Annotated in this window: 8 protein-coding genes; 1 reads left to right on the forward strand and 7 read right to left on the reverse strand. The window is 66.7% G+C overall.

What is annotated here, in order from left to right:
• Positions 1-265: 265 nt before the first annotated feature.
• The 6 genes from DPQ64_RS17050 to DPQ64_RS17075 all read right to left on the reverse strand — a co-directional run bounded on the left by DPQ64_RS17050 (position 266) and on the right by DPQ64_RS17075 (position 8837).
• On the reverse strand, positions 266-1954 hold the full coding sequence (locus DPQ64_RS17050; protein ID WP_115865511.1) for an aldehyde ferredoxin oxidoreductase family protein: 1689 nt from the start codon (positions 1952-1954) through the stop codon (positions 266-268).
• Positions 1955-2182: 228 nt separating this feature from the next.
• Positions 2183-4063: a cation:proton antiporter domain-containing protein gene (locus tag DPQ64_RS17055; RefSeq protein WP_115865512.1), complete on the reverse strand. Its 1881-nt coding sequence runs from the start codon at positions 4061-4063 to the stop codon at positions 2183-2185.
• A 144-nt stretch (positions 4064-4207) separates the two neighbouring features.
• Entirely contained in the window at positions 4208-6244 is a 2037-nt protein-coding gene (locus DPQ64_RS17060) for an AMP-dependent synthetase/ligase (RefSeq protein ID WP_115865513.1), read from the reverse strand.
• 63 nt (positions 6245-6307) lie between these two features.
• Complete coding sequence (locus tag DPQ64_RS17065; RefSeq protein ID WP_115865514.1) at positions 6308-7621, reverse strand: Gfo/Idh/MocA family protein; 1314 nt, start codon at positions 7619-7621, stop codon at positions 6308-6310.
• Between the two features lie 40 nt (positions 7622-7661).
• A complete protein-coding gene (locus tag DPQ64_RS17070) occupies positions 7662-8579 on the reverse strand; it encodes an MBL fold metallo-hydrolase (RefSeq protein ID WP_115865515.1) in 918 nt (305 codons plus the stop codon).
• 48 nt (positions 8580-8627) lie between these two features.
• Positions 8628-8837, reverse strand: a complete 210-nt coding sequence (locus DPQ64_RS17075) for a UPF0175 family protein (protein ID WP_115865516.1) — start codon at positions 8835-8837, stop codon at positions 8628-8630.
• Between the two features lie 730 nt (positions 8838-9567).
• Here DPQ64_RS17075 and serS point away from each other — a divergent pair.
• Positions 9568-10950, forward strand: coding sequence for a serine--tRNA ligase (gene serS / locus DPQ64_RS17080; protein ID WP_115865517.1), 1383 nt, complete (start codon positions 9568-9570; stop codon positions 10948-10950).
• Positions 10951-10978: 28 nt separating this feature from the next.
• Here serS and DPQ64_RS17085 read toward each other — a convergent pair whose 3' ends face one another.
• A complete protein-coding gene (locus DPQ64_RS17085) occupies positions 10979-11149 on the reverse strand; it encodes a DUF7129 domain-containing putative zinc-binding protein (RefSeq protein WP_198662180.1) in 171 nt (56 codons plus the stop codon).
• Between the last annotated feature and the right edge of the window lie 264 nt (positions 11150-11413).

Raw genomic sequence — 11413 nt, forward strand, 5'->3', positions numbered from 1 at the left:
GCGGTCGCGGGGGGGGGGGCCCCCCCGCCCCCCCCCCCCCCCCCCCCCCCACGACGACGGCAGGTTGGGAGAACGACTCTCTTGCTGTCAATCGATGGTGAGACGCTTTTTAGCTTCGTTCAGATTCACGGTTCGTCCCTGCTCGACGTCTTCGATTCCGTCACGAAGTCGGTGAAGTGCCTCGGTGGTCACTGCTAGATCCGTGGAAGCGGTCATAGCTATCTATCGACTTTTTGTCAGGGGTGCAAACGGATTCCGACGAACCTCAGTCGTCCGCGCTGACCGCGCCCGAGCCGCCGGAGACCTGCGAGTCGGGCACCGTGCCGTCGTCGTTCCAGCCGCGGGCCGCGTAGTAGTCGTCGAGAGCGTCCTCGAAGCCCGGCAGGTCGTACGGCAGGCGGTCGGCGTCCCGGTCGATGCCGCGCTGGTTGTTGAAGTGGCGTTCGAGTTCGACCACGCGCTCGCCGACTGCGAGCAGGTCCTCGAAGTCGGCGTCGAACAGCAGTTCGTAGCGCTCGGGGCTCATGAAGTCCCGGGAGAACTTGCAGACGATCCCCGCGTCGTTGAGCGCCATCAGGTTTTCGCGCTCGACGAGTCGGTCGGCTTTGCCCTCGAAGCCGGTCGGCTCCATCGCCTCGTCGTCGCCGACCAGCGGGTACTCCACCGAGTAGAACGTCGCGTACATGTGGTCCGCGCCGCGGTTGGCGACCGCGTAACTCAGGCCCTGTCCGTGGAGGACGCGACCCTCGTGGGCGGCGAAGTCCATGCCCTTGACCGTCCAGTTGCCGACGCCCAGTTCCTCGTGAGCGCGGTCGATGCCCTCGGCGAGCAGGTCGCCGACGCCCTCGCGGTGGGCGATCTTGTCCACGAGGTCGAGGATCAACTCCTCGTCGCCGAACGCGTCCTCGCTGGCGAGGTACGCCGAGATGGTGTTGCCGGTCGAGATGGTGTCGAGGCCGTATCGGTCGCAGCGCTCGTTGGACTTCATCACGTCGACCACGTCGTCGATGCCGGCGTTCGAGCCGAACGCCATCGCGGTCTCGAACTCCGGACCCTCGGTCTCGACGCCCGCCGCTTCGTCCTTGGTCGGGAGCTTGCACGCGAACGCGCAGGCCGAGCAGGTGCCCTTCTTGTACTTTTTCTCGGCGACCGCCGAGCCGTTGATGCCGTCGGCTCCCTCGAACGACTGCTCGGAGAAGTAGTAGGAGGGCAGTCCGTCCATCTCGTTGGCCAGATCCATCACTGCGACCGTCCCCTGCTCCTTCATGATGTGGTCGGCCGTGGCGGCCTCGCGGTGGATGTCCATCGCGCTCGCGGGGATCTCGATCTCGGGCCGCGAGTCGCCGTCGAACGTGACGGCCTTCACGTTCTTCGACCCGAGGACCGCGCCGAGTCCGCCCCGGCCGAACGCTCGCTCCTCGGTCGTCATGATGGAGGCGAATCGGACCTCGTTCTCGCCGCCGGGGCCGATGCAGGCGACGTGCTCGGCGTCGAGGCCGTGGGTCTCCTCCAGATACTCGCAGGTCTCGGGCACCGTGGCACCGTCGAGTTCCGGGACCGACTCGAACTCCACGCCCTCGTCGGTGACGTGGACCGCGACCAACTCGTCGCTCTCGCCGGTGACCTCGACCGCGCCGTAGCCCGTGTCGGCGAAGTGCCGTGACATGAACCCGCCCGCGTTCGACGACAGCAGCCCATCGGTGAGCGGCGAGACGCCCGTGCAGTTCGTCCGCCCGGTGAAGCTCACGTTCGAGACCTGCATGGGCCCGGTGGTGAAAAAGAGGCTGTTGTCCGGACCGAGCGGGTCGGCGTCGAAGGGAATCCGGTCGTGGGCGAGTTTCGTCCCGACGCCCCGGCCCCCGACGAACGACGTAAGCACGTCCTCGACGTCTTCGGTGTAGGTCTCGTGCTCGCTCGCGTCGACGACGAGCAGCGGCCCTTCTGCGTGTCTCATGGCTTGTGATTTTGCAGTCCCCGTATTAAAGCTATATTCACCGGCAGGTGACCAGTGAGGCTTCTGTCGGGTCGACGCGATGCTCGAACGTCTCGACGACCGCGATCTCTCAGGAGAAGTCGTCTGTGACTGCCGAGGGACGACGACATCGGGGCCGTGAACTGCGACGACCTGGCCGCAAACGGGCAGGAGTGAGTGGCCGACTCGCGCGCGAATCGGTCTCGGACCCTACTCGCGCGGGTGACACCGGTCGATGGCCTGATGGACCGCCTCCTTCCGACCGAGGAAGGTGATGTGGTCGCCGTGCTGGAGCGTGAAGTCCGAGTCCGGAATCTCGCTGTTGCCCTCCCGCCCCACGAGCGCGATGAGCACCCCGTTGGGGAGTTCGTCGTCGAGTTCCCCGATGGTCTTGCCCACGAGGTCCTCGGCCGTGATCTCGATCTCCTGGACGTCGCCGGACCGACCGAGTTCGGTCATCCAGTCCGACAGCGCGGGGCGCTCGATGACGTTGTCGATGGCCCACGCGGTCGCCGAGGAGGCGTCGATGGTCCGGACGCCAAGGTCCTCGAACGCGTCGACGTTGTCGGGGTTGTTGGCCCGCGCGATGACGGTCTCGACGTCGAACTTCGAGTCGGCGAGTTGGGCCGTGAGCAGGTTGGCGTCGTCGTCGCCGGTCGCGGCCACGACGATCTTGGCGTTGTCCGCGCCCGCGCTGCGCAGGACCTCGGTGTCGGTCCCGTCGCCGTGGTGGGCGGTAAAGCCCGCGTTGCGGGTCCGCTCGATTATCTCCTGGTCGGCCTCGATGACGACCACGTTCTCTCCGCGCTCTTCGAGGCGTTCGGCGAGCGCACGGCCCACCTTCCCGCCTCCGATGATGAGTACACGCATGGGTATCACGTCGAGGTATTCGGCGATGTGTCGGGCGAACCCGCCCTCGAAGACGACCGTGGTGAGGATGACGAGGAACACGGTGCCGACGAGGACGCTGGCCGCCTGCGGGTCGTAGTACGCGTTGTTGGGGTTGCTGAGTTCGACCGCGAACAGCGTGGCGACCGACGCCGGGATGATGCCCCGCGGGCCGACCGCGCTCATGAACAGCTTCTCGGCGAACGTGTAACGGTCGCCCCTGGCCGAGATGAACACGAGCAGGGGTCGGACGACGAGCGCGACCACCACGACCACGACGATGCCGCCCGGCCCCAGCGAGACGAGGTCGCCGAGCTGGAGCAGCGCGGCCAGCGCGATGAAGACGAACGAGAGCACGAGCAGGGTCACGTCGCCCTTGAACGACTCGATGTCCGCCTCGTACGGCAGGTCGGCGTTCCCGAGCAGCACGCCCGCGGTCGCGACCGCCGCGATGCCCGCCTCCGACGCGAGGGTGTTGGCGGCCCCGTACGCGACCAGCGCCCCGACCAACGTGACGAGGCGGGCCGTCTGCGGGGCGTTGTCCTCCGACAGATCGACGTGTCGGAGGAAGTACCAGATCACGGCTGCCACGACCATGCCGCAGATGACGCCGATGCCGAGCCGCCGGACGAAGTCGGCCAGCACCGCCGAGGCCGTCGGGTCCTCCAGCACGACCACCTGGAAGATGACGACCGCGAGGATGGCCGCGGTCACGTCGTTGACGACGCCCTCGGTTTCGAGTGCGGCCGCCACGCGGTCCCGGACCGCGACCACTTCGAGGATGGGCGTGATGACCGTCGGGCCGGTGGCGACCAGCAACGACCCCACGAGCAGGGCGATGTCCCACGACTCGCCCAGTGCGAACCGGACGGCGGCGGCGGTACCGAGAAGCGAGATGGCCGCGCCGACGGTGACGAGGCGCACGGTCGCCGCCGGGGCTTCCCGGAGCCGGTCGACCTTGAGGTGGAACGCGCCCTCGAAGACGATGATGGCGACGCTCAGGCCCACGATGGCCGACAGGCTACTACCGAACGTCTCGGGAGTGACGACGCCGAGCCCGGTCGGTCCGACCGCGATGCCCGCGAGGATGAGAAACAGCACGCTGGGCACCTGGAATCGGTCGGCCAGCACCTGCGCGGCCACGCCGAGACCGAGGATTCCGGCTACGAGCGGGACGAGCGTCGCGCCACTTTCGGCTGCCACCCTGTGTTAAACCTCCGTAAGCGTGTAAAATGAGCGTGGCCGTTTAAAGGGGACGGAAACGGAGCGAACGGCGCGATTGCATGTATTTATATGTGCGGAGGGAACGTAACGGCCCACCGACAGCAAAATCGAACCGCCGCCGGCCTACGCCTGCTGGTATTCGGCCTCGTAGATGGCGTCGATCTCGTCGGCGAACCGGTCTAAGATGTTCCGGCGCTTCTTCTTCATCGTCGGGGTCAGCAGGTCGTTGTCCTCGGTGAACTCCTCGCCGACCAGCCGGAACTGCTTGATCTGCTCGTAGGACTCGAACCGTTCGTTGATGCGCTCGACCTCCTCGTCGATCCACGCTTCGACGCGGTCGTCGCGGCGGAGTTGGGCGTCGTCTTCCGGCAGGTCGACGCCCTCCGCCGCGGCGCGCTTGCGGACGCCCTCGACGTTGGGCACCACCAGCGCGGAGACGAACTTCTGGCCGTCACCGACTACCATGCACTGCTCGACCACCTCGCTGGCGGCAAAGGCGTCCTCGATGGGGCCCGGCGCGACGTTCTTCCCGGTCGAGAGCACCAGCAGTTCCTTCGCGCGCTCGCGGAACTCGACGTACTCGTCGGGCCGGAGTTCCACGATGTCGCCGGTCCGGAACCAGGGGTCGCCACCGTCCTCGGCTTCGATGAACGCCTGCTCGGTCGCGTCGGGCATCTCCCAGTAGCCCTCGGTGACGTTCGGCCCGCGGACGAGGAGCTCGCCGATCTCGCCGCGGTCCCGCGGGCGTTGCCCGCTCGACTCGTCCGAGCCGCGCCGTGACTCGCTCCCCTCGAACGTCTCGTCGGCGACCATCGAGCCGTCGACCTTCACCTGCTCGTCGACGACCGGCGGGCCGATGGTGCCGACTTTCGGCTCCTCGGGCGGGTTGACCGCGATCACGGGCGCGGTCTCGGTGAGGCCGTACCCCTCCAGTATCGGCAGGCCCATCCCGTGGTACAGCGCACAGAGGTCGGCCGAGAGGCTCCCGCCGCCGCTGATGAAGAAGTCGATGTTGCCGCCGAGCGCGGCCCGGACCTTCCGGAAGACGAGCTTGTCGGCGACCACGCGCTTGGCTCGCAGGCCCGCGCCCGGGTTCTCGGCCTCGAAGTACTCCCGGCCGACCTCGGTCGCCCACGAGAACAGGCGCTCGCTGACGGGCGAGGACTCGGCCTCCTCGCGGATGGCGTCGTACATGCGCTCGTACACCCGCGGGACGCTCGTCGCCGTGGTGGGTTCGACCTGCTGGAAGTCCTCCTGCAGCGTCTCGGGGTCCTCGGCGTAGGCCACGCAGGCTCCGCTCCCGAACATGAGGAAGTGACCCGCCAGCCGCTCGAACACGTGGGCCAGCGGGAGATAGGAGACGGCCTGGGACTCCTCGTTCAGCGAGGGGACCCCATCTGGCTTGTCCGGTCGGGGCGCGAACCGCCTGCGACACTGGTTGACGTTCGCCCGGAAGTTCCGGTGGCTCAGCTTCACGCCCTTGGGCTGGCCGGTGGTCCCGGAGGTGTAGATGAGCGTCGCCAGATCCTCCGGGTCGCGGGCGTCGATCCACGACTCGTACGCCTCGCGGTCGAACGCCTCGCGCCCCGTCTCGTAGAGCTCCCCGAGCCCCAGCACCTCGAAGTCGGCCTCGTTGGCGACCGCCGCGTCATCGCCCCGCTCGTCCATCACCACGGCGAATTCGAGGTCGAGCGAGTCCTGCACTGCGATCACCCTGTCGAGCAGGTCGGCGTTCTCCACGACCACGCCGTCGGCGTCCGGGTCGCCGAGCAGGTACTCGACCTGATTTGGCGAGGAGCCGGAGTACACCGTGGTCACGACCGCGCCCGCGGCCAGCAGCGCGAAGTCCGACTGGGCCCACTCCATCCGAGTGTTGGCGAAGATGGCCACCCGGTCGTCGGCTTCGACGCCGAGTTCCCGGAAGCCCGCGGCGAGCGACCGGACGATCTCGCGCATCTCGTCGTACGAGATGGTCCGATACCGATCGTCGGCGGCCTCCCGTACCGCGATCCCGGCGAGCGACCGGTCGTAGATGCCGCCCTTGTACTGCTGGGCCGGCCGGTTCTCGTTCCGGGCCGCGCTCTCCTCGAACAGCCGGGGGATCGTCGACTGCCCGATCACCGCGTCGTCGTAGTCCCGTTCCGCGTCACGCCACTCCATAGCATCCTGTGAGTGCTCCGTGACAATAAACTGTCCCCGAACCTCCGGGTCGTTCACGCTGGTTTATTCCGCGTCGTCGTCGGTGTTCCCCGTTGCGTCGTCTGTGGCGTTCCTCGCTGCGTCGTCGGCGGCGCTCACCACTTCCTCGCGGGTTACCTCCCGGCCCAGTTCCGCGGAGCGGTAGATGCCCTCGGCGATCACCATCGACTCCAGCCCCAACTCCGCGGTCGGCAGGGTCTCGCGGTGACCCCGCAGCGACTCGACCCAGTGGTAGAGCGGGTCGGCCCACAGCCCCTCGTCGTACGCCCGCCGGCCGCGCTCGCCGTCGAGATACTGCTGGCGGAACAGGTACTCCTCGAGGTCGGCGCTCGCCCGCATCTCCACGTCTCCGGCGGTCGAGAAGAACTCGAAGGGGTCGAGCCGGACGCCGCCCTCGGTACCGGCCAGCGCGCTGGACTCGCCCGCCAGATGGCGCGACCAGTTCGTCCGAATCGAAAGGACCGACCCGTCCGCGAACGTGACGAACGCGACCGCGACGTCCTCCACGTCGTAGCCGCTTTCTGCAATCCGGCGGGCGTACCCGGCGTTCTCGCCGACCTCCGGGTCGTCGCCGTCCTCGGAGAATCGCTCGGGAGCGATCTGGAACGTCTCCCCGCGAACGCGCTCGACCGCTGGTGGTTTCGCGGTGGTGGCCGATCCCTCGTCCGAAGGGCTCAGCAAGTACAGCAGTTGCCCCACGGTGTAGCTCCCCAGATCGAGGACGACCCCGCCGCCCGCGGTCTCCTCGCGCACGAACGCGGGCGAGCCGTAGCCGTCGACGTACGGCGTCCCTCGCCTGCGTGCGCCGAGCTGGACCACGTCGGGGTTCCCGCTGGCGTCGAATGCGAATCCCGGCGACCGAGCGGCGACGCCGTGGTACACCTCGCCGAGCTCGCCCGCGTCCACGAGCGCCTTGGCCGCCCGCGTCTCCTTCGCGTACAGCAACTGGTTCTGGACCGCGAGCGCGTTGCCGGTGCGCTCGGCCGCGTCGGCCATCCGGCGGGCGGCGGCGTAGCTGTCGGCCATCGGCTTCTCGCAGAACACCGCCGCGCCGGCGTCGAGCGCGTCGACGGTGATGTCGGCGTGGAGCGTGGCGTGGACGCAGACGTTCACGGCGTCGAGGTCGGCCGATTCGAGCATCGCGTCGTGGGACGCGTAGCTCGCTGCGCCGTGTTTCTCGGCGAGTTCGCGCGCCTTGGGTTCGTCCACGTCGGCGACTGCGGCGACGTTCGCACCGGGAATCCGCTCGTAGCGATTGGCGTGATTCTGCCCGCGGTTGCCCGCGCCGACGATGCCGACTCGGACTGGTTCGGAGTCGTTCGTGACTTCCTCGTCCATTCGAGAATCAGCGAACGAGTCAACGCCGCGGCGTTTAGTTCTACTCGCTCTCCCGACGCCGCAGCGCGGTCAGAACGCCCCGGACGTTCAGCTTCTCCTCCTCGCGGGCCTTCCGCTCGCCCCACGCGTCGACCATCTCGGTCTCGTCCGCGAAGTACTGCTCGACCGCCTCCGGGTCGCCCAGTTCCTCGTACTTCGCCTCGACTTCGGCGACCCACTCCCGCAGCGTCTCTGCGTAGCCGTCCAGCAGCTCGGGCTCGTACTCGACCGGGCCGAAGTGGGGATACAGCAGCACGTCCGGGTCGAGGTCCCGGATGGTGTCGAGGTCCGCGAGACACTGGTCGAGGTCGAAGTTCGACGGCGGGGAGGTCTGGCGGACTCGCTGCTGTTCGGGCACCCAGATTCCGGCCGCGTCGCCGACGAACACCGCGTCGTCGTCCCGGTCGTGGTAGACGCACTGGTGGGGCGCGTGCCCCGGCGCGTGGTACACGTCGAGGCGGTGGTCGCCGAGGTTGATCTCGTCGCCAGCGTTGAGTTCCACGATGCGGTCCTCCGGCACCGGCTTCGGTTCGACGTAGAACTCCCACTGGTCGCCGACCGCCGCCTTCGTCCCCTCGACGAGCCGCGAGGGGTCCGCGAGGTGGGGCGCGCCGATCTCGTGGATCATCACCTCCGCGTTGGGACACGCCTCGGCGAGGAAGCCCGCGCCGCCGGCGTGGTCGAGGTGGACGTGCGTCGGCGCGATGACCGCCACGTCCTCGCGAGCGATGTCGAGGTCGTCGAGCGCGTCGAGGACGAGTTGGTGGTGGGTGCCGATGCCCGTGTCCACGATGGCGGGCCGGGCGGCGTCGTAGATGTACACCGCGCCGTACTCGTCGGTGTCGTACATCCCGGTGTCGAGGTAGTACAGATCCGAGCAGTCGCCGGTCGTGACTTCCCGGAGGTCGCCCTGTGTCATGGGTGTTGATGGGTCGCGCCGGGGTAAAAGCGGTTCGTCCTCGGAAGCTCAATTTTCGGAGGTGTCGCCGGTTCCGGATGCTCGGATGTCAGCCTCCAAATCGCTTTCGTCGTAGTTCACTTCGACACCGCATTCCGAGAGAACGTCGAGAAAGCGCCAGATCGAAACGTCGGCCAGTTTCGCAGCTCGGCCCAGAGAAGCGGTCCCCTCGCGGTAACGCTCGACTGCAGTTTCGGTTTTCTGATCCATACTACACATACATTCCTAGCGCGCCCGAGATGTTACCCGTGGCGGAACTGATCTCGAAATGGTCGGGATGAGAGAACCATCTTCGTTGTGGTCTCAGACGTTTCGGAGTTGGAAATATGGGGAAGCTAGCTTCAGGCTTGAGCAAAGGAGTCTCCCGCAATCGCCCCGCACAGCACCGCGACGACCTCACACCTCCCCAGCCTCCTGGGTTGCTCACTTCGTTGCGCTACTCGTCCCTCACGCGGTTGGCGCGGCGAACGAGCCGCCGCGCCAGCACGCGCCAACCGAGAAAGATAACCTGATAACAGGTGCCATTAGTATGCAAATGCGCATACTGGGGGGTACAGACGCTGAGGAGCGCGTTTAGGAAATATTGAAGTGGTTTCAGTAGACAGTCTCTTTATGGCGAAAATAATGTTCAAAACCGGGGGCCCACCATGATAGAAAGTGTAACTGACTTCATCCAGACTGTAGCCGCTTGCATGACCATTCTCGGTGGGGGTGGTCTCATCGCAGCAATACAGCAACCACAATCAGAGGTTGGAACGCTCGGTTTTTATTTATTAACTGGATTTATAGTCCTTGTCGTAGCTTTTGTAATTCTCGTAGCTCTATTATTCTTCCACTTCCAATAAACCATAGATTTCGTCTATCGGGTTTCTAGTCTTCCTTCCCCTTGCCAATCGCTGACCCACGAACGATACGGTTTTTTGCCGGGAGCGGGATTGGAAGAGTAGGAATGCTCGACCGGAACTACGTACGGGACAACCCCGAGGAGGTCCGCGCCGCGCTCGACCGGAAGGGCGTCGAGGGCGTGGACTTCGACCGGATTCTCGAACTCGACGAGGAGTGGCGCGACCTGAAGGCCCGCGGCGACGAGCTTCGTCACGAGCGCAACGAGGTCAGCGACCGGATCGGCGAGTTGAAGCAGGCTGGCAAGCACGAGGAGGCAGAAGAGGCCATCGCAACCTCGCAAGAACTCAAGGCCGAGGTCGAAGAGGTCGAGGACCGCGCCGACGAGTTGAAGGCCGAACTCGACGAGGCGATGCTCGAACTCCCGAACATCCCCCACGAGTCGGTGCCCGTCGGCGACGACGAGAGCGACAACGTCGAGCGCTACCGCGAGGGGTTCGACGACCTCCGGGACCTCCCCGACGAGGTGGTGCCCCACTACGACCTCGGCGAGGAGATGGACGTGCTGGACTTCGAGCGCGGCGCGAAGGTGTCGGGCGGCGGCTTCCAGTTCGTGAAGGGCGACGGCGCGAGACTGGAGTTCGCTCTCGTGCAGTTCATGCTCGACGTCCACCGCGAGCAGGGGTACATCGACGTCATCCCGCCGATTCCGGTCAACAGCGCGTCGATGCGCGGGACGGGCCAACTGCCGAAGTTCGCCGACGACGCCTACCGCGTCGGCGCGCGGCAGGACGACGAGTACGACGACGACGACCTGTGGCTGCTGCCGACCGCGGAGGTCCCGGTCACAAACATGTACCGCGACGAGATCCTGCTCGACGAGGACCTCCCGGTCAAGCATCAGGCGTTCTCGCCGAACTTCCGGCGCGAGGCGGGCGAGCACGGCACCGAGACGCGGGGCTACGTCCGCGTCCACCAGTTCAGCAAGGTCGAACTCGTCAACTTCGTCCGGCCCGAGGACAGCTACGACCGGCTGGAGGGGCTGCTCGGCGACGCCGAGGAAGTGCTCCAGCGCCTCGGACTGCCCTACCGCGTCCTCACGATGTGCACCGGTGACATGGGATTCCAGCAGGCCAAGAAGTACGACGTCGAGGTCTGGGCTCCCGCCGACGACATGGAGGACGGTCCCGAGCAGGGCGGTCGCTGGCTCGAAGTCTCGTCGGTGTCGAACTTCGAGGACTTCCAGGCGCGGCGCGCCGGCCTCCGCTACCGCCCGGAGCGCCACGAGTCGGCCGACTACCTCCACACGCTCAACGGCTCGGGCGTCGCGCTCCCGCGGGTGATGGTCGCCATCCTCGAGTACTACCAGAACGACGACGGCACCGTGACGGTGCCCGAGCCACTGCGGCCGTACATGGGCGGCACGGAGGTCATCGAGGGCCACGAGAAGATCGGCGAGAGTGCGGTCGGCGCTGGCGAGAAGGAGTAGCGGTCGACGTTGCGAAGGCTATCGGTCGTTACTCCGACACCGAGACCACGTCCCCGCCGCACTCGGGACACTCCTCGCGGTCGGAAAACAGTCGCTCGCCACAGTCTCGGCACTGGTAGTCGGCTTCCTCGTCGGCCGCGGCCTCGGAGGCCTGCTTGAACTCCTCGACCTTCTTGCCGAGATCTCTGAAGAGGCTCATGGTTTTCCTAGGGAGAAGGCCAACAGCGGGATAAATGTTGGTGCGCAGTGTTTCGACCTCGACGCCGACCGGACTCCGGACGCGCGCGAGCTACCGGGTGTACGTCCGTATTCGCTCGATTCGGCCGCTGGCATCCGCGGTATCGTCCTCGTCCACGGTGTCGCCCCCGTCCTCGACTTCGAACACGTCCACGAAGGCGAACAACTGCGCCCCATCGGCGTCGAGCAGGCGGCCCCGCGCGGCGACCTCGGGGAGGTCGCCGCG

It is taken from the genome of Halorussus litoreus (genome assembly GCF_003382685.1).
GTDB lineage: Archaea > Halobacteriota > Halobacteria > Halobacteriales > Haladaptataceae > Halorussus > Halorussus litoreus.

Excerpts from the sequence above, each read along its gene's own strand:
- DPQ64_RS17060 (WP_115865513.1), bottom strand. The coding sequence starts at position 6,244 with ATGGAGTGGCGTGACGCGGAACGGGACTACGACGACGCGGTGATCGGG.
- DPQ64_RS17075 (WP_115865516.1), bottom strand. The coding sequence starts at position 8,837 with ATGTGTAGTATGGATCAGAAAACCGAAACTGCAGTCGAGCGTTACCGC.
- serS (WP_115865517.1), top strand. The coding sequence starts at position 9,568 with ATGCTCGACCGGAACTACGTACGGGACAACCCCGAGGAGGTCCGCGCC.
- DPQ64_RS17065 (WP_115865514.1), bottom strand. The coding sequence starts at position 7,621 with ATGGACGAGGAAGTCACGAACGACTCCGAACCAGTCCGAGTCGGCATC.
- DPQ64_RS17085 (WP_198662180.1), bottom strand. The coding sequence starts at position 11,149 with ATGAGCCTCTTCAGAGATCTCGGCAAGAAGGTCGAGGAGTTCAAGCAG.
- DPQ64_RS17050 (WP_115865511.1), bottom strand. The coding sequence starts at position 1,954 with ATGAGACACGCAGAAGGGCCGCTGCTCGTCGTCGACGCGAGCGAGCAC.
- DPQ64_RS17070 (WP_115865515.1), bottom strand. The coding sequence starts at position 8,579 with ATGACACAGGGCGACCTCCGGGAAGTCACGACCGGCGACTGCTCGGAT.